The following is a 19,617-nucleotide window of genomic DNA, read 5'->3' as shown; positions in this document are numbered from 1 at the left end:
ACTGTCTTTTTTATTATTATTGGTAAATATTCTAATATTTATTATCTGTGTTTCTGGAAACCATAAGAATGATAAATAAATGGAGAGATAACTATGGATAAAATAAATTTCTTAGCTTTTATAGGTTCTTTTATTAGTGTCGTATTGGTTACTCCTTTCGTAATTAAGTTGGCATTAAAAATTGGTGCAGTTGATCAACCAAACAAAAGAAAAGTTCATATGAAACCAATGCCTAGAATTGGTGGGTTAGCCATTTTTATAGGAGTTGTAATAGGTTATTTCATAAGTGGTGTCTACTTCATACCAATTACGGCTATATCAATAGGCGGGGTTGTTATTCTTTTGTTAGGTATTATTGATGATCTAATAACACTAAGTGCTAAAGTCAAATTAATCTTTCAAACAGTAGCGGCTTTAATCGTTGTTTCAAGCGGATTACTTATAGAAGTCATACATATTCCGCTATTAGGTACTTATCAAATTGGATTATTATCATACCCATTAACCCTATTATGGATTGTTGGAATTACCAATTCAATTAACCTTATTGACGGATTAGATGGTTTAGCTACAGGAGTATCATCCATTATTTTAATTACGATTGGATCATTAGCCTTTATTCATGGTAAAGCCTTAATTCTTACATTCTGTATCATTTTATTAGGCAGTTTATTGGGTTTTCTCATTCACAACTTTTACCCGGCCAAGATTTTTTTAGGTGATATGGGAGCCCTTTTTATTGGTTATTCCATATCTGTGATTTCTTTGTTGGGGCTTTATAAAAGTGTAACTTTATTTAGCATGTTTGTGCCGTTACTATTATTAGGTGTTCCTTTATTTGATACATTATTTGCGATAATACGAAGGACTATCAACCAAACTGGAATCATGTCTCCAGATAAAAATCATTTGCATCATAGACTTATGAGTAAAGGTTTAAGTCATAAAAATGCAGTTTTATTTATATACGGTATGGGTGTTATTTTTAGTATAATTGCTATTACTTCAGCTTATACACCATTATGGGGGACGATCATCATTCTTTTAATAATGATAATTCTTTTAGTATTGTTAGCAGAACTAATTGGTTTGGTTAACGAAAATTTCAATCCAATCATGAGTATTATCCGTATTTTTAAGAACAAAGAAAAAAAAACAGAGCCGTAAACCGACTCTGTTCCCCATCTAATTCATTTCATTAGTATTACTTTCTCCCGATTGTGTATCTTCTTCAATTTCAAGTACTCTTTTTAGTTCCGTTGAAATTTCTTCTATAGAGTCATCGTAAGGGACATAATAGTATATGTTGTCGATATACTCATCTTCACCCTTGAGATTTAAACGTTCAATGTTACCTTGTGTTAACTCTTTGTAGAAATTTCTAAATGCAAACATTTCTTTTAAAGTGATGTTGGTTTGAACGTTATCACCTAGTGTTTCTATAATGTTACCAGCTTTTGCAAATGACTTTATGGATAATGCTTCATCTGCAATGGCTTGTATAACCTGTTGCTGTCTTTCTTGTCTTCCAAAATCTCCACGTTTATCCGCTTTTCTCATCTGAGCGTATGTTAATGCTTCTATGCCATTCATCTTCATTGGGCCTTTTTGATAATAAATAGTCTTACTTTCAATAGATACTTGACTAAACTTAAAAGGAACATCTACTGTTATTCCTCCAACTTCGTCAACGATTTCTTGAAAGCCAGTAAAGTTAGTACGAACATAATAATCAATCGGTACGTCTAGCAGTTCTTCTACTGCTTCAATAGTGGCTTCTTCTTTATTACCTTTCTTTCCGTAGGCATATGAATGGCCGATTTTATCTTTCCGTTCAATTATTGGCAAGTAAGTTCTAGTATCTCTAGGTATACTTAGCATAACTGTTTCTTTCGTTTTTGGATTAACAGACAACAAGATGAGCGCATCTGAATGTCCAGGGGAATCTTTATAACTTTCTACACCCATCATTAAAATATTTACAGGGTCCTCTCCAAGTTCTACTTTTGTTTCACGCAGATCAGATTTTTCACGTTCAAGTTCTGAATAGCTATCATCTGCTGCTGTTTTAACTTTATATGCTAAGAAACCACCGTAACTAATAGCTCCGATGCCTAGGAAAATCGATAAAATAAGAACAAGTTTTAAAAACTTACGAAAAGGCTTCTTCTTTCTTCTACGCCTTCTCATACGTTGAGAAGAATTTTTATTATCCATTAATACTATCTCCTTTAATTAGACACACATTGAATCCTCTTCATTTTACACAAAATTATTATTCATAACAAATAACGATTTGGTGACTAATAGTATGTTCGACTATTCAATATATTTGTTGGGTATACTTTAGGATTTCACATCTTTCTCCAAATACTCCTCTTCACCAAAAACAATCTCACTTTGAGCATTCGAAAGGTCGATGATCCAATCTTTAAATGTTTCTCTTTTTTTTATCGGTACATACATCTGAATCTCCACTTTTTCCATATAGTTCATTTCTTTGATGGGGTAGACAGAGTTGCGCAATTCGTTCTCCACTTTTCCGAGAAGCGTATAATCTACGGTGATGTGTACGATCTGTTGAAGTTGACGTTCTACAACGCCAATATGATTGAGGCCTTCTGAAACGGATTTGCCGTATGCACGGATAAGTCCTCCAGCACCTAATTTGATTCCGCCGAAGTAACGTGTGACAACAGCAACCGTGTCTTTCAATTCCCTTTTTTTTAGCACTTCTAACATCGGAACACCCGCGGTACCGCTCGGTTCGCCGTCATCGTTCGCTTTTTGAATGTTGTCTGTTTCACCGATCAAGTAAGCGGAACAGTTATGTGTGGCGCTGTTATGTACTTTTTTAATTTTTTGTATGAAAGTTTGAGCCTCTTCTTCTGTAGTAGCTCGTGCGATATGAGCGATAAAACGAGATTTTTCAATAACAATCTCGTGCTGTCCTTCGTTTTTTACGGTAAGATAATTGGCAAGCATATGCGGGAAAACTCCTTTGAGTAGTGAATATTATGAATTCCATGTCAAATTTGTCGAATAATCTTCATGTTTCAAGTGTATCGTGTTATCCTTCATTATAAGGTGATTATAAAAAGCATTCAAATTCTTAAAAATTTTTTAGCATTAAAAGTCATAAAATTCCACATCTTGGCGAATGTAGTATATTAGAAGGATTAATGTCTTCGCGGTATGATTCGCTCAAGTGGGTATTAAGGCCTATGTATAAATTAGGCAAGATGGTTCTAGAACTTCCGGTTACACTTCTTTATCGTTTTAATTGGGGGAAATTTACATGACTGCAGCTAAGTTAACGATAGATCCACATTTGTTGGACGGAATACTAAATCAGACCATCGATACAGTTACGGCAAGTCAATCGCAAATCTTTGAGATCAGTGAGCATTCTCGCCAAGAGTTTCAGCAGCTTCGCCGTGAGCTTGAGCTAGTAAAGCAGCAGGTCATTGAGGTCATACATAAATCTGACCGGACCGAGGAATATGCAAAGCTGGCGCGAACTCGACTGGCAGAGGTGAGCAAGCATTTTCAAAAGTATAGCGAATCTGATATTCGTGATGCGTATGAGAATGCCAATAAGTATCAGATTGAACTTTCCATCATCCGGCAAACTGAGAAACAGCTTCGAGAAAAAAGAGATGAGCTCGAGCGGAGAATCGGCGCATTGAACGATACCGTTCAAAAAGCGGAGTCTCTGGCAGGTCAGATTTCTGTTGTTTTAAATTATCTTAACGGTGATTTAAGAAAGATTAACGAACTCGTTCAAAACGCTCAGCAAAAACAAGAGTTTGGACTTCAAATCATAGAAGCCCAAGAAGAAGAGCGTAAACGCGTCTCACGAGAAATTCATGACGGGCCAGCTCAATTGATGGCGAATGTGCTCATTCGCTCGGAACTGTTAGAGAAAATTTTTGTAGAAAAAGGAACTGAGGCAGCCCGTGTTGAAATAAAAGATTTACGGGTTATGGTCCGAAATTCCTTAAAAGAGGTACGTAGAATTATCTACGACTTGCGCCCGATGGCTCTAGACGATCTTGGTATCGTTCCGACATTAGACAAATATTTACGTAATGTTAAAGAAAGTACAGGTATAGAGGTTGAGCTTCATGCGCTTGGTCAGACTCGACGGTTTCCGAATAAGATGGAGATCGCGATTTTCCGTTTAATCCAAGAGTCGGTAAGTAATGCCGTTAAGCATTCTGAAGCCAAACTGATTGAGGTAAAGTTAGAGTTTACTCAAAAGTTTATTTCATTATATATCCGAGATGATGGCAAAGGATTCGATATGGCACAGCCTACAAAATCAAATTCCTTTGGCATGATGGGGATGAGAGAGCGGGTCGAACTGCTCGAAGGAACTCTAAAAGTGAAATCCCGCATAAACTTCGGTACAAGTGTTTACATTCAAATTCCCATTCAAGACTAGGAGGGTTCACACATGAATAATGTTAATGTGTACGAAAATAACGCCTCAGCACCTGAGAAAACAAGAATAGCGATTATCGATGACCACCGTTTGTTCCGTGAAGGAGTAAAACGTATTCTAGATATGGAAGATCAATTCTCTGTTGTTGCTGAAGGTGATGATGGCTCTGAAGCGGAAAATATCGTCCGCGATCATAATCCAGATGTGGTGTTGATGGACATCAATATGCCAAACATCAACGGAGTTGAAGCAACACGTCGTTTGGTTGAGAAATCTCCTGATACGAAGGTAATTATTCTTTCGATCCACGATGATGAGACGTATGTGTCACATGCGGTCCAAACAGGTGCATCTGGTTACCTCCTAAAAGAGATGGATGCTGATTCATTGATCGAAGCAGTTCGTGTCGTTGCAGATGGTGGCGCGTATCTTCATCCGAAGATTACGTATAATCTGTTAAACGAGTTCCGTCGTTTATCGACATCGAATAAAACGCAGCAAAATAAAGCTGGTTTTGTTGAAGTGGAGTACCGTAAGCCACTTCATATCTTAACGCGTCGTGAGTGTGAGGTTCTTCAGTTGTTGGCGGATGGACGAAGCAACCGTACGATTGGGGAAGAGCTTTATATTAGTGAGAAGACGGTTAAGAACCATGTGAGTAATATTCTTCAGAAGATGAATGTGAATGATCGTACGCAGGCTGTTGTTGAGGCGATCAAGAATGGTTGGGTAAAGGTACGTTGATTTATTTAGGAGAAAAGACCTTCGATTTGAAGGTCTTTTTTGTTTTGTCTTTTTGGAGCGTGTGGGTTGGTGCGGGGATGTATTTTGAAAATCTTTGTGGGTGAATTTTAGGTTCCTTGAAAGTGGTTGATTTCCGCTCCAGGTTGCTCGCTTTCCGCGGGGCAGGCGGTGAGCCACATTCGTACGTTTCACGTATAAGTGTCTCACCTGCCCACCTGTCCCGCAGGAGTCTCGCACCTTGCGCTCCAATCAACGTTCAGAGAGGAATTAAAACAAAATCCTTCTCATTTATTTACTTCGAGTTCAAAAAAATCAATTCAACTCAGGCTCATTTCGAGGACCTTTTCTTCTGACGGAACGCTTATTGGGAATTCTAGTGAGACTTTTGTTCCGTAGCCTTCTTTTGATTCGATCCTCATCTTTCCTCCGTGGTTCTGGACGATTTGGTAGCAGATTAGAAGGCCAAGTCCAGGGTTGCCTTCTTTTGTTGTATAGAACGGCTGTCCGAGCTTTGATAGGAGGTGCTCGGGGATGCCGGGTCCATCATCTTGAATGGCGATGGTGATGTTTTCTTGTGTTTGTTTAAGCTGAAGCGAAATGGTTCCCCATGAAGGTGTCGCTTCTAACGCATTTTTTACGATATTTAAAATGAGTTGTGCTATTAGATTTTCTTCGCATTTTAAAAGAACGGGTTGTTCTGGCAGCTCGAGGTGTAGTGAAATGGTTTCAAAGTCTGTTTCTTCTTCTATAAATTTGAGCGAGCGTTTGATGACTTCGTTTAAGTCGTGGTCGCTTTTCAAAATCATATGTGGGCGAGCAAGTATCATAAGCTGGCTGATGATAAAGTTGATCCGATCTGTTTCTCGTAACATGATGCCTAAGAAATGATGCGTTTCTTCTGTTGTGTTTTGAGATTGAAACAATTGTGCGAACCCTTTTATAGAGGTTAGAGGGTTCCGTATCTCATGAGCAAGACCCGCCGCAAGTTCTCCGACATAAGCGAGTGTGTTTGCTCTTTGTTTAAAGTTTTGAGCTTCATTGATGGCGGTCATGTCTTTTGCGATACCGATCACAGCGGTCATATCACTTCTTATGGAATAAGGGATGCTCGTAATATCGAGCTCTATTTCGTGCCCTTCTTTGTGGATAATCGTAAGTGGATGTTTGATTGTCTCGCCTTCAATAACTCTAGTTAAGTAACTCAATGAATTCGTAATTTCATTTTCTTTTAAAAGATGGGTATACGGCATAGCGTGCAGTTCTTCTAATGAATAGCCTGTGATATGTACAAGTGATTGATTTACTTTTATAAAATTCAAATCTGGCCCGATTACAAAAACGCCTTCAGGATTCAATTCAAACAGTGAGTTATATCGGTGCTCGGATTCAAGCAGTTGAAATTGATGCTCAACAAGTCTCTTTTGGTTTCGCTGTTCTAAAATGTATAGAATCAATACGACGGTTGTCGCACCAAATACAAGTAAAGTAGCTGTCATGTTGATGTTGTTGATCGGAAAACTGCTATGCCAATCAAAAGTGGGCGTTCCGGCCATTAATCCCATCTCACCGATATAGTGCATCAGACTAACGCCTAGTGTGAATGAAAGACTAGCAGAAACTTTTCTTGCAGAAAAACTTCTTTTAGTGAGTAGATAAAAGCCAAGCCAGGAAAATAGATAGGCAGAAGAGATGGAAAGTAAGATAAACATGAGATTTGGTTCCATCGGCATATGCAAGTGCATAGACAACAATCCAATTACATGAACAGACATTAAACCGATGCTAAATAAACTAACGGGTACTAAGAGTTTATTCTCTGGTCTTTGAGAGGTAAAATATAAGAACGATAAATATGAGAAGAAAATACCTGCAGCGAGTGCTGTGGTTACGATTAAAAAATTGTAGTTTACAGTAACGGGACTTTGGATGGATAACATTCCCATGTAGTGAGTTGCCCAAACAGCGATGCCCATTGTAACAGAACCTATTAGTAAGAATTGTTGCTGCGATTTTTGCTCTTCTGTACGTCGATTGACCCAATCGAGTGAGATTAAGGCAAACAGAAAGCAAACGAATAGAGAGAGTATTACGATATATAGATTATGATCCAATGGTCCTAGGCCTCCTTTAAAACATGTCTCACATTCTAATTTCTTCCATATCCGACAAATTCCTTCTTCATTCGAAAAAAACTTTTAAAAAGATTAATTATTCGCGTGCTTAATAATGAACATCGGTGTTGAAAACGGTTTGGAGATGATAGAATTGGTAAAAAAGTACGTATTAGCGGTTGATGTAGGAGGTACATTGATATAGTGCATATACATTGAAAATATAGATAGAAACCTTGAAAAATATATCCCTCACAGACCGAAATTAAGAATTTCATCTATGCAAAATCACTCCGTTATGTACGGCGCTTTCTCGTTATGCTGAAAACAGGTGAAAAGCGCATAAAGGATAGTTGAAGAAAAAAGAGAATACTTAGTGTAAGTAAATTTGAATTTAGTGAATTACTTTTTCTGATGGTGTACACTGTTAGAGGAGAAAAAAACAAGATTTTTGGCATAAGAGAGGACTAAAATTATGAGCAAGGTAGCCGTCATTACAGACAGTACTTCCTACATACCTGAACATATCCGCAACGAAAAAAATATTGTAATGATTTCGCTCAACGTGGTTTTTGACAAAGAAACATACAAAGAAGAAGCTGAAATAAAAGCAGACGATTTTTACGACATGGTTGGTAAAGAAGGAGCCCTTCCTAAAACGTCCCAGCCCGCAATCGGCGAGCTTGTGGAACTATTAGAAGAGCTATCTCAAAACTATGATGAAGCAGTGATGATTACATTATCGAGTGGCATAAGTGGAACCTATCAAAGTGCAGTAGCTGCCGGCGAAATGGTTGAAGGAATCAAGCTTCATGTGTTTGATTCAGAGATCAGCTGTTCACCTCAAGCCTTTTATGTGTTGAAAGCTGCTGAGCTAGCAAGTGAAGGTTCAAACGGTTATGACATTATGAATCATTTGTTGCAGATGAAGAACAATGGTGTACCAGCTTACTTCATGGTTGATGATTTAAATCATCTTCATCGCGGAGGTCGTTTGAACACAGCTCAACTTTTCGTAGGAAATCTACTTCAGATCAAACCGATTCTTCACTTTGAAGACAAAAAGATTGTTCCGTTCGAAAAAGTGCGTACGAAGAAAAAAGCATTAAAACGTATTTTTGACATCATGGATGAAAACGTAAAGCCCAATGACAAAGTGAAGATTAGTGTCATTCATGCTAAGCGTGAAGATGAAGCGGTTGAAATTGCTGACGAGTTACGTGAAAAGTTTGTAAACGCAGATGTATGGGTTAGCTACTTCGGGCCTGTAATTGGTACTCACTTAGGTGAAGGCTCACTTGGCATAACGTGGATAAAAGAATAATCATTGGAGAGATGAAAATGAAATCTCTAACACTGGGGGAGACAACACGATGAGGTTTGTCTCCCTTCTTTTAAACAACCGTTTAACTATTGCCCCTGAAACTCTAGTGAACGATTCCTCTTTGAAAGCAGTCCCTTTTAGTGAACTTCCATCTTTAGAACAACCTCCTTTAAACCCAACTTTTCAGTTTGAAAAAAAACTACAACAAATCCTCTATGGTAAGCAACTTCTATTTGATGAATTATCTTTTACGATAAATCAAATTCAAAAGCATTATGAGAATGGTTATGTGAAATATTCCACTGGTATTAGTAAAACTTCTAACGGTTATTTATGTAGCCGATGCGGAAACGAGAAGAATCGTTTGTTTGCGATGTTTTCTTGTTTTCGCTGTAAGAATGACAACTGTGTTTACTGTCGGAACTGCATCATGATGGGGAGAGTGAGCCAATGTACTCCTTTGGTTTCGTGGATTGGACCTAAAGTGAATGGGTTTCTTGAAAATAATCTGAACTGGAATGGTGAGTTGTCGAGTGGACAGCAATTAGCATCTGAAGAATTTGTGGAGCGAATCGGAAATGATGGTGAATTTTTAATTTGGGCTGTTTGTGGGGCGGGTAAGACTGAAGTTTTGTTTAAAGGGATTGAAAAAGCATTGAACCTAGGACTTCGAGTATGTATAGCGACTCCTCGAACGGATGTCGTACTAGAATTAGCTCCTCGTTTAAAAGCGGTTTTTCCAAACACAATGGTTGCTAGTTATTATGGTGGATCAGAAGAACGTGAAACACCAGCACAACTCGTCATCTCAACCACACATCAGCTTTACCGATTTAAACAAGCGTTTAACATCATGATCGTCGATGAAGTTGATGCCTTTCCTTATTCCTACGATAAAACCCTTCAGCATGCGGTGTCTCGTGCCGTTACACCGAAACACTTTCTTCTCTATTTATCTGCTACTCCTTCTAGAACAATGAAAAAAGCAGTAAGAAAAGGAGCGTTGCCATGCGTGAAAATTCCAAAGCGGTTTCATGGATTTCCATTACCTGTTCCAAAAATGGTTTGGGGTGGTGAGTGGAAGAAGAGGTTAGAAAGGGGAAAACTACCTACTCCTTTTCTTAAATGGTTGATTGCCCAAGCTAAAAGTGGACGGCGAGCGATGATATTTGTGCCTTCTGTATCCATTTTAGAGAAGCTGACAGAACTTATAAGAACGATCGTCGATGTAACAGTAGAAAGTGTTCATTCTGAAGATACACTACGGAAAGAAAAAGTGACTAATTTTAGGAATGAAGACATTCAATTACTAGTGACTACAACCATACTAGAACGTGGAGTGACCGTTCCATTTTTAGACGTCGCCGTTTTTGGTGCCGATCACGATGTGTTCACAGAAAGTGCGCTCGTTCAAATAGCAGGAAGAGCAGGGAGAAGTAAGGATGATTATAAAGGTAAGGTTGTTCTGTTTCATTACGGTAAATCACTCAGCATGATACAAGCAATCAACCATATAAAGAACATGAACAAGGAGGCTGGACTTTGAGTTATTGCCTGTACTGTCATGAACCATATTCCGAGGCTTGGTCGTGGGAAGCATTTATTGGCTTAAAGCAGTCACCACTATTGTGCCAAGACTGTGAAGGAAGGTTAGTGAGGATAAAAGGTGAGATATGTAGAATATGTGGTCGTGACTTTTCAGTATTTCCCGAGCAATATCGACAAGGTGATTGTTGCTTTGACTGCATTCGGTGGGAGGAAAGCGAGGAGTGGACCAGCGTTCTACAGCAAAATCGGTCACTTTATGTCTATAACGATTATATGAAAGAAATGATAGCCAAGCTGAAATATCGAGGTGATGCTGAAATTGTTAAAGCCTTTTATCCTGTGCTAAGTTCGGAGTTCAAAAAGATTTGCCGGGATGCAATCCTCATTCCCATTCCATTAAGTGAAGAGCGACATTATGAAAGAGGATTTAATCAAGCTGAGCTATTAGCAGGAGGATTAAAAAAGCCAGTACAACACCTATTGAAGAGAAGAACACATGAAGAGAAACAAAGTAAGAAAACGCGTGAGGAGCGTTTGGCTCAAAAAGAGAATCCGTTTGAGGTTGTAGATTCTGTAAAAGTGAAGGATCAGAAAGTCATCCTAGTCGATGATGTATACACAACAGGAAGTACAATACGTTATGCGGCGAAAGTCCTGATTGAAGCTGGCGCCAGAAATATTTTTTCTATCACCCTAGCACGATAAATAAAACGAACGACCTGTTAAAACTCCTTCACTCAAATCCGATATATACAGAAGATAGAAGGTTTAAGGAGCGGGAAACGATATGGACAATTTAATGAACTGTCCGCAGTGCGGCAAACTTTTTGTGAAGTATATACGTGAACAGTGTGATATGTGCTTTCGAGAAGAAGAATATGATTATGATAAAGTATACCGGTTTCTAAGAAAGAGCGAGAATCGAAAGGCAACAATAGTCGAAGTAAGTGAATCAACCGAGGTTGCTGAAAGTAAAATCATCTATTTCATACACCAAGGAAGAATTCGTGTAAAAGGATATCCGAATTTCACATATCCGTGTGATGGCTGCCAAGCGCCAATCAACGATGGCCGTTTATGCGAAGAGTGTAAAGCTCGTATCAAATCAGAGCTCTCAATTGAGGACTTAATCAGAAGAAAACAAGAAGAAGCATTACCTTCTTACCATACTGATGACAATTAACCTAATTTCTTTTGATCACTTAAAGATTTTTGTCAAATAGCCGATATATTAAATAAGATTAAAGTCTCTAGATGAGGTGACTAAAAATGCGAATCAATCATTTTAACTCTATTCAAAATAACCCATACACAAAACAGGTGCCCCATATGAAGGATAATCATGTTAAGGCTGCATACAAAAAAGATGAGATTCAAATTTCAGATGAAGCAAAGAAACTCTTATCTTCCTCAAAATTTGAACAAGACCGGACGAATAAAGTGAATGAGATTAAACAACAAGTGGATAGCGGAACATATCAAGTCAATGTTTCTAAAACAGCAGCTTCCATTATTCAATATTACAAGCAGGGTTAAGGAGGATATCATGGAAACGGCACAGATGACATCAATTCTTGAACGTTTGCTTCAATCCCATACAGATCTTCTAACTCTCGGAGAACGCAAAACAGAAGTGCTTAAATCTGGAGATATGAAGTCACTAGACGTTTTGTTAAAAGAAGAAGATCTTCAAGTGAAGAAACTGCAACAAATCGAAAAAGAAAGACTTGTTAAGTTTGCGAATGTCATGTTAGGTGATGTTTTAGAACAAGTAGAAGAACCCCAAAAAGAACGATTGTTGAGTCTACAAAACAGACTGATTGATGTTTATGATGCTTTAAAAGAAAGAAATCAACTTAATCAGGGTTTGCTTGAGCAGTCACTGCAATATGTGAATATGTCACTTAGTATGATGCAGCCTCAAAGTGAACCTGTAACGTATAACCAAACGAAGAAAAATCCTTATCACAATAACGCAGCATCACTTTTTGATTCGAAAGCTTAAACCTACGGAGGAATTACAATGCGCTCAACCTTTCATGGATTAGAAACAGCCCGTCGAGGAATGTTTACACAGCAAACAGCTCTTCAAACGACAGGTCACAATATAGCAAATGCGAATACTCCAGGGTATAGCCGTCAAAGAGTGAACTTTGTTCAAACTGAAGCGTATCCGGCAGCGAGCATGAACCGCCCTCAGATTCCAGGACAGATGGGAACGGGTGTAGCGGCGGGATCCGTACAGCGTGTTCGCGAAGGATTTCTCGATACTCAATTTCGAGGAGAGAACAACAAGCTCGGTTATTGGGATGCGAGAAGTGAAGCGTTAGAGAAGATGGAAGACATCATGAATGAGCCATCTGACAATGGTTTAGCAAAGACCCTAGACCGCTTTTGGCAATCACTACAAGATCTATCCGTCAATCCTGAAGATTCTGGGGCACGTTCGGTTGTGCGTCAGCGTGGTTTGGCAGTAGCAGAAACGTTTAATTATCTATCAAACTCACTAACTTCGATACAAGGTGACTTAAAGTCGCAAGCTAATATCACGACAAAAGAAATTAATGCACTTCTTGACGATATTCAGAGCATTAATAAGCAAATCAGTGAAGTTGAGCCACACGGCTATCTGCCAAACACACTCTACGATGAGAGAGATAGTTTAGTAGATCGTTTATCCACGTTACTAAATGTAGAAGTGACTACAAAGCCAAGCGGCGGCAAACCAGATCCACTAGCTGCTGGACTTTATGATATTAAGATGAAAGATAAAGATGGTACTGAGTTCACATTAGTAAATTCCGCAACAGGACAGGTTAACCACCTTGAAATTAAATATGATGATGCAGCAGATGGTAATGGATTAGCGGACAGCGTGGAAGTGGGCGGTAATCTGATTGAAATTAGTAAGTTTGCGGGCGGTAAGTTACAAGGTTTGATAGAATCATACGGTTATACCGATGGTGGTACTGTAAAAGGCATCTATCCAGAGATGCTTACAAACTTGGATCAAATGGTTTATCAGTTTGCGACTAAATTTAATGAAGTTCATTCTAATGGATGGAGTTTGTCGGAGATTGAGGCAAATGCCCACACCGGATATAATTTCTTCGACCTAGGAGGAGCCACTGACCCGATAAATCCTAAAGGTGCTGCAAAATTACTCAAACTTCATGATGACATGAAGGAGTTGGATAACATTGCAGCTGCTACTGAACAATTTGCTGGGGACGGTAGCAATGCATTACGATTAGGTGATGTGAAGAATGAACCATTAGATTTTCCAGGCAGTAAGTCTTCTTTACAAAGCTTTTATGAAGGAGCAATTGGTAAGATGGCAGTTGATGCACAGCAAGCGGTTCGTTTAACCAACAACTCAGCTGTATTGACGGATTCCGTTCAACAACGCCGTTTGTCTGTAAGTGGTGTCTCCCTAGATGAAGAAATGACGAATATGATTCAGTTTCAACATGCTTATAACGCATCTGCTCGAAACATTACGGTAATCGACGAGATGCTTGATAAAATCATTAACGGCTTGGGTGTCGGCGGAAGGTAGGTGCAACTAAATGCGCGTAACGCAATCGATGTTATCTAATAACATGCTGCGACATATAAGCAATAGCTACGAAAGTATGGCCAAAACACAAGAACAATTAACAACAGGTAAAAAAATAAGCCGTCCATCGGATGATCCAGTCGTTGCGATGAAAGGCATGACATACCGAACAAATTTAACAGAGGTTGAGCAGTACAAGCGTAATCTATCTGAAGCGTATAACTGGATGGATAATTCTGATGCTGCTCTTGATAAAGCAACAAGCGTGATGCAGCGTATTCGTGAGCTAACCGTTCAGGCAAGTAACGGAACGTATGAAGAGTCTCAAAAAGGCATGATTGGAAAAGAGATTGAGCAATTAAAAGAACATCTCGTTTCCATCGCCAATACACAGGTTGCGGGGAAGTACATTTTTAATGGAAATGATACAACGAATAAACCAGTTGATTTGAACAAAACACCTTCCGTTTCAGATAATGGTAATGCGGTTAATCTGGAATTGTCTCAGGGAATTGAAGTAGCAGTTAACATCAACCCTAAAAATGTATTTACTCATACAGCTGGCCCGCCGGAAACCGGTTTGTTCGGGGATATTAATGAACTGAAAAAAGCCCTTGAGAGTACTTCAGGACAAGACATTAGTGGATTTCTAGATAAGTTAGATTCTCACATCAATAATTTAGTTGCCGAACGCGCTGAGTTAGGAGCAAGATACAATCGCGTAGAACTAATCGATGCTCGAGTTAGCGAGCAAGAAGTTATCGCTAACCGAATACTTTCTGATAATGAAGATGCGGATATAGAGCGTGTGATTACAGATCTAAAGATGCAAGAAAGTTTGCACCGTGCGGCATTAGGAGTAGGATCTCGCATCATGCAACCGACACTTATGGACTTTTTAAGATAAACCTAAGAGAGCTATCCTTGTGATAGCTCTTTTCTTGCAATAAAACTTTTTGGAGGGATCACTAATGAATGTTCCTCAACTTAGACTAGAATCAACGAATGCTAGAATAGGACTACATACACAGAAGCCTGTTCAAGAAATTCAACAAGCTCCTGCTGATTTGCAAATTAAACAGCCGAAAGCAGAACTAGAAGTGAATGTAACACCAAGTCAGTTAACCATTGATCAAACAGAGGCATGGGCTGATATGGATTTAAAACACATTTCACGCAGGATTGAAGAGTTTGCACAAAGAGGTTATGAAGATTGGCTGGCTGGTCTGGCTCGGATGTCTCAAGAAGGCGATGACTTGATGAGGGTAGAAAACGGCGGCAACCCAATAGCGGAACATGCCAAAATGAACAGTGAAAGTCCGATATATGAGTTTAACATTGGTTTTATTCCAAGAGCAAACAGTGTGAAAATTAGTTATCAACCTAGTAAAGTTCAACTTAATTGGCAGACTCATAAACCAGAAATTGATGTTACGATTAATAGACCTCAGCATCAATACACTCCTGGTAAAGTAGACGTAAGTATGGAACAAATGCCTTCTTTAACAATCAACTGGTCGACATAGAATACAAATAGTAAAGGATGATTGCTGTGATACTTCATACAAAATTTGAAGAAATAATAGAGATATCTGAGAAAGATATCTTACATTTTGAACAAGGTTTACCGGGTTTTGAAGACGAAAAACAATTTGTTCTTTTACCTATGGAGGGGACTCCATTTTCAACCCTGCAATCGGTATCTACTAAAGACCTCGCTTTTTTTACCACAAATCCATTTTTATTCTTTAAGAACTATGATTTTGAATTAGTAGAATCGGTACAAAAACAATTAAAAATAAAAGAAGAATCTGATGTGTTGGTTCAGGTCATCTTAACGATTCAAGAACCTTTAGAAAAATCAACAGGCAATCTTCAAGCACCTGTAGTAATTAATGTAAATGAAAACTTAGCAAAGCAAGTAGTCCTAACAGATAATAAATACCGAACAAGACATGAATTAATAGAATCTAGTTTTGTCGGACAGGAGGGTTAAGGAATGCTCGTATTAACCCGAAAGTTACAAGAGGCGATTAAAATTGGTGAAGACATTGAATTGACAGTGCTATCCATAGATGGAGATCAAGTAAAATTAGGAATTTCTGCCCCTAAACAAATAGAGATTCATCGAAAGGAAGTCTTTCTTTCTATCCAACAGGAGAACGACCAAGCAGCAAGTACCTCACTTGACACATTCCAAGCATTAAAAAAATTAAAAAACACGTGAAACCTATTAAAGATGTTTTGAATTACTCCGATATAACGAATGTAGGAACAAGCAGTACTTTTAACGGCCGTAAAAGGCTGTAAGTTCCCAAGAAATAAAACACATCCAACCAACCACAAGGACGTGGGCGGAACACATTCAAGGAGGAAATTAAAAATGAGAATTAATCACAATATCGCGGCTCTTAACACGTATCGTCAGTTGAACACTGCTGCTACAGGTCAATCAAAATCAATGGAAAAACTATCTTCAGGTCTTCGTATTAACCGTGCTGGAGATGATGCAGCAGGTCTAGCAATTTCTGAAAAGATGCGTGGACAAATTCGTGGTTTAGATCAAGCTTCTCGTAACTCACAAGATGGAATTTCTTTGATCCAAACAGCTGAAGGTGCTCTAAATGAGACACATTCTATTCTTCAACGTATGCGTGAGCTGTCAGTCCAATCTTCAAATGACACAAACACTTCAGATGACCGTGCAGAACTTCAAAAAGAGGTTCAACAGTTAAAAGACGAAGTTGATCGAATTGCTAACAACACTGAATTCAACACAAAAAAATTGTTGAATGGCGACTTAAGTTCAAGTGCATATAAAGAAGAGTCAGCTACAGTTGTTAGTAAAACTGGTGATTTTTCAGCAGTAATAGCAACGAGTGCAACTCTTGCTGATGGTGATGCAACTAATGCAGGTGTTGTATTAACTGATAACTCTTACGTTGTTAAAATAACAAAATATGATGCAAATAATGATACGTTTTCTTATACACTTACAGACGAAGCAACAGGAACAACTGGGGCTGAAACAGCACTTTCAGCTGCAGGTGCAGGGACAGAAACATTAGCAATTACAGGGTCAGGTATTTCAGTAGATTTTGATCGTGGAGCTGTGAAAGTTGGGGATTCGTTTACTGTAGTTACACGTAAAGAAGAATTATCGGGTTCTTCAAAAGAAGCTTCATTCCAAATTGGTGCAAACTCTAACCAAACGTTAAGTGTGGGTGTTAACTCTATGAAAACGGCTGACTTACACATAAATAATGTTGATGTTTCTACATCAGAACGTGCTACTGCCGCAATTTCAACTCTTGACGATGCAATTAAAAATGTATCTGCTGAACGAGCAAAACTTGGGGCAGCTCAAAACAGATTAGAGCATACAATTAATAACTTAGGAACTTCTGCTGAAAATTTAACTGCAGCTGAATCAAGAATCCGTGATGTTGATATGGCGAAAGAAATGATGAACCAAACTAAAAATTCCATTCTTTCTCAGGCTGCTCAAGCAATGCTTGCGCAAGCGAATCAGCAACCACAGGGTGTTCTTCAGTTATTACGTTAATTTAAATAATTTTTACTAAAAAAAGAGACTCATAAATTATGAGTCTCTTTTTTTAAGGAGTTTATATTACTTTTAAACAGGGGAGAAAAACGTGAATGTTGTAAAACGAAATACTAGTAAGTTAATGCTTAATTTTCTTATTCTAATACTAACTCTTATGCCAGCAATTGTTTCAGCTAATGAGGTTGTAATTAAAGATCCTACTCCAGATATTACCCCTCCTTCTTTATCAAGTTTACATTTGAAGGAAATAACTGTTGGAAAGTCATATAAACTATCAGCTGAAATATCAGATGATTTATCTGGTGTAGATTATGTCGCTGCTTACTATAAATCACCAAGTGGTTTATATAGCAAAAACCTTAGTTTAAGTTATAATTCAACTACAAAAAAATATGAAACTACATTTACTTTTACTGAATACGATGAATCCGGTGAATGGATACTTGATCAAATTTATCTTAGGGACATAAAAAATAATGCAATTAGTCTATATAATATTACAAGTAGTTATCCTGAAGAAATAAAAAGAGATTTTAGTCCTTACTCTATTAATGTTTTAGAAGGTTTAGAGGATACTGTTCCTCCCACCTTAAATAATGTTGATATTATGCCTGAGGAAGAAGTAACCAATGGTGGCATAGTAACAATTTCAGCAGATGTTACAGATGTTGGGGCAGGAGTTGAATATGTTAATGTATCATTACTTAAACCAAGCAGGGCTACTAAGAATGTCTTCCTTTACTATAATAGTGTTGTTGGAAAATATGTGGGTAGTTTCAGTATAGACCAGTATGATGAATTAGGAGAATGGAAACTTTCTTCTGTTGCTATGAAGGATAAAGCTAGAAATTATAAAACAATTTATGATTCCATATTATATCCAGCAGCTACAAATAAGATGGATTTTAGTTCAATGAATTTTGATGTAGTAAAAACTACTCCAGATTTATTAGGACCTGTACTAGATACATTAGCTATTTCATTAGAGCAAACGGATAATAATAATGCGTTAATAAAGTTATCTGCAAATATTAGTGATAATTTATCCGGTTTGAATTCTCTAAGTGCAAATTATACTAAGCCAAGTGGAAAATCCTATTTTGTTAGTTTTAGAAATAATTACAATACAGGTAAATATGAAGCTAGTATACCTATTGATAAATATGATGAGTTAGGAACGTGGAAGCTTCGTTCTATATCTATAAGAGATAATAAAGATAATAGCATTAATGTGTTTGATAATTTAGAAAATTACTATAATAAGGATACCAAAGATTTTAGTCCGTTTCATTTTACTGTTAGGGGAATTATAACAGTTCCACCAGCTACTCCTTTTAGTATTAGTCCATCTGAAAAGTCATTAATTTTGGAACGTGGGGATATTCTTCAATTAAAAGCTACCTTACATATGTCAGATGGAGCAAATTCAGATATTACCTCAGGAGATTTAGGAACTGTTTATATTTCTTCGAACCCATCCGCACTTACAGTAAGTAAAGACGGATTAATTACTATCTCTGATAGTGCTAATCCAGGAACAGTTTATGTTCAGATATCAAATGGTGGTTTACATACACAAGTTCAAGTTAAGATCTCAGGAGGATCACAAGAAAGCTACTTGCAAATTAGTCCCATAGATACATATTTATCTGCAGGGCAAACCACACAAATCACTTCTATAGCATTTTTGGCGGATGGTACAACAAAGGATGTAACCAATGGAAGTATTAGCGGTATAGAGTATACTAGTTCTAATGAATCCATTGCGACAGTAACTAAAAATGGGGTAGTACAGATTTTACCAGATGTGAAACTAGCTAGTGTAATAATTCGAGTTAAATACCAGGATATTATTAGAGAGGCAAAAGTAAATGTTACAGGAGCACCGGATATAAAATCATTATTAATGACTCCTTCGAATGCAGAAATTAACGCAGGGGAAACAATTCAACTTAGTGTTAGAGCCACTATGTCAGATGGTACAAGTAAAGATGCTACCGATGGCGAAACTGGAACGAAATATTTCTCATCTGACATCACTAAAGCGGTTGTAGATGAAAATGGATTAATTAGTATTCCTGAGGATGCTAAAAGTGGAACAGTAACTATTACTGCAACAAACAATAATATTACTATTAAATCTTCTATAATTGTTTACGAAGGACCACAAATAAACGAGATAATTTTGAACACAGGGTCAATAATCACTTTGCTTCCAGGAGATACTTATCCGTTATCTGTTACAGCAAAATTAACAGATGGAACTACAAAGTATATTACAGAGGGAAGTACGGGAACAATCTACAGCAGTAGTAA

The 19,617-nt window shown here is 37.8% G+C and carries 19 protein-coding genes; 16 read left to right on the top strand and 3 right to left on the bottom strand.

Annotated elements, in window-relative coordinates; translation table 11 throughout:
• Nucleotides 1-93: 93 nt before the first annotated feature.
• Nucleotides 94-1,167 carry a glycosyltransferase family 4 protein gene (locus tag IHV11_RS12910; protein ID WP_197195030.1) on the top strand — a complete coding sequence of 358 codons (1,074 nt, stop codon included), beginning with the start codon at nt 94-96 and terminating at the stop codon, nt 1,165-1,167.
• 18 nt (nt 1,168-1,185) lie between these two features.
• Here IHV11_RS12910 and IHV11_RS12905 read toward each other — a convergent pair whose 3' ends face one another.
• Both IHV11_RS12905 and IHV11_RS12900 read right to left on the bottom strand, forming a co-directional pair.
• Entirely contained in the window at nt 1,186-2,217 is a 1,032-nt protein-coding gene (locus IHV11_RS12905) for an LCP family protein (protein WP_197195029.1), read from the bottom strand.
• Nucleotides 2,218-2,346: 129 nt separating this feature from the next.
• Nucleotides 2,347-2,985: a YigZ family protein gene (locus IHV11_RS12900; RefSeq protein ID WP_197195028.1), complete on the bottom strand. Its 639-nt coding sequence runs from the start codon at nt 2,983-2,985 to the stop codon at nt 2,347-2,349.
• Nucleotides 2,986-3,298: 313 nt separating this feature from the next.
• On the opposite strand from IHV11_RS12900, the gene IHV11_RS12895 reads away from it, so the two are divergent.
• Together IHV11_RS12895 and IHV11_RS12890 are read left to right on the top strand one after the other, a co-directional pair.
• Complete coding sequence (locus IHV11_RS12895; RefSeq protein WP_197195027.1) at nt 3,299-4,447, top strand: sensor histidine kinase; 1,149 nt, start codon at nt 3,299-3,301, stop codon at nt 4,445-4,447.
• Nucleotides 4,448-4,459: 12 nt separating this feature from the next.
• Complete coding sequence (locus IHV11_RS12890) at nt 4,460-5,191, top strand: response regulator (protein WP_137792006.1); 732 nt, start codon at nt 4,460-4,462, stop codon at nt 5,189-5,191.
• 317 nt (nt 5,192-5,508) lie between these two features.
• Here the strand turns inward: IHV11_RS12890 and IHV11_RS12885 are convergent, their stop codons facing one another.
• The gene (locus IHV11_RS12885; RefSeq protein ID WP_197195026.1) at nt 5,509-7,302 is read right to left on the bottom strand and encodes an ATP-binding protein; all 1,794 of its coding nucleotides are present in this window, start codon (nt 7,300-7,302) and stop codon (nt 5,509-5,511) included.
• Between the two features lie 475 nt (nt 7,303-7,777).
• Between IHV11_RS12885 and IHV11_RS12880 the strand changes: the two genes are divergently transcribed.
• The 13 genes from IHV11_RS12880 to IHV11_RS21515 form a co-directional block, all read left to right on the top strand.
• Nucleotides 7,778-8,626: a DegV family protein gene (locus tag IHV11_RS12880; protein WP_197195025.1), complete on the top strand. Its 849-nt coding sequence runs from the start codon at nt 7,778-7,780 to the stop codon at nt 8,624-8,626.
• A 49-nt stretch (nt 8,627-8,675) separates the two neighbouring features.
• On the top strand, nt 8,676-10,172 hold the full coding sequence (locus IHV11_RS12875; protein WP_197195024.1) for a DEAD/DEAH box helicase: 1,497 nt from the start codon (nt 8,676-8,678) through the stop codon (nt 10,170-10,172).
• Complete coding sequence (locus IHV11_RS12870) at nt 10,169-10,879, top strand: ComF family protein (protein WP_197195023.1); 711 nt, start codon at nt 10,169-10,171, stop codon at nt 10,877-10,879. Before IHV11_RS12875 ends, IHV11_RS12870 begins: the two co-directional genes overlap by 4 nt.
• 82 nt (nt 10,880-10,961) lie before the next feature.
• On the top strand, nt 10,962-11,357 hold the full coding sequence (locus tag IHV11_RS12865) for a TIGR03826 family flagellar region protein (protein WP_197195022.1): 396 nt from the start codon (nt 10,962-10,964) through the stop codon (nt 11,355-11,357).
• 86 nt (nt 11,358-11,443) lie between these two features.
• Complete coding sequence (flgM, locus tag IHV11_RS12860; protein ID WP_197128940.1) at nt 11,444-11,710, top strand: flagellar biosynthesis anti-sigma factor FlgM; 267 nt, start codon at nt 11,444-11,446, stop codon at nt 11,708-11,710.
• Between the two features lie 10 nt (nt 11,711-11,720).
• The gene (locus IHV11_RS12855; RefSeq protein ID WP_197195021.1) at nt 11,721-12,179 is read left to right on the top strand and encodes a flagellar protein FlgN; all 459 of its coding nucleotides are present in this window, start codon (nt 11,721-11,723) and stop codon (nt 12,177-12,179) included.
• An 18-nt stretch (nt 12,180-12,197) separates the two neighbouring features.
• Nucleotides 12,198-13,733, top strand: coding sequence for a flagellar hook-associated protein FlgK (gene flgK, locus IHV11_RS12850; RefSeq protein ID WP_197195020.1), 1,536 nt, complete (start codon nt 12,198-12,200; stop codon nt 13,731-13,733).
• 10 nt (nt 13,734-13,743) lie between these two features.
• Complete coding sequence (flgL, locus tag IHV11_RS12845; protein WP_197195019.1) at nt 13,744-14,640, top strand: flagellar hook-associated protein FlgL; 897 nt, start codon at nt 13,744-13,746, stop codon at nt 14,638-14,640.
• 64 nt (nt 14,641-14,704) lie between these two features.
• On the top strand, nt 14,705-15,259 hold the full coding sequence (locus tag IHV11_RS12840; RefSeq protein WP_197195018.1) for a DUF6470 family protein: 555 nt from the start codon (nt 14,705-14,707) through the stop codon (nt 15,257-15,259).
• Between the two features lie 26 nt (nt 15,260-15,285).
• A complete protein-coding gene (gene fliW / locus IHV11_RS12835; protein WP_197195017.1) occupies nt 15,286-15,729 on the top strand; it encodes a flagellar assembly protein FliW in 444 nt (147 codons plus the stop codon).
• Nucleotides 15,730-15,732: 3 nt separating this feature from the next.
• Nucleotides 15,733-15,960 carry a carbon storage regulator CsrA gene (gene csrA, locus IHV11_RS12830; protein WP_197195016.1) on the top strand — a complete coding sequence of 76 codons (228 nt, stop codon included), beginning with the start codon at nt 15,733-15,735 and terminating at the stop codon, nt 15,958-15,960.
• Between the two features lie 156 nt (nt 15,961-16,116).
• Nucleotides 16,117-17,298 (top strand): flagellin, encoded by a 1,182-nt coding sequence (locus IHV11_RS12825; RefSeq protein WP_197195015.1) that lies wholly within the window; start codon nt 16,117-16,119, stop codon nt 17,296-17,298.
• A gap of 91 nt (nt 17,299-17,389) precedes the next feature.
• A partial coding sequence (locus IHV11_RS21515) for an Ig-like domain-containing protein (RefSeq protein ID WP_197195014.1) occupies nt 17,390-19,617 on the top strand: 2,228 nt, incomplete at its 3' end.

Origin of the sequence: Fictibacillus sp. 26RED30, from assembly GCF_015903845.1 — a bacterium.
In the GTDB taxonomy this organism is placed as follows: Bacteria; Bacillota; Bacilli; order Bacillales; family Fictibacillaceae; genus Fictibacillus; species Fictibacillus phosphorivorans.
This window is presented reverse-complemented; position numbering and strand designations above follow the sequence as displayed.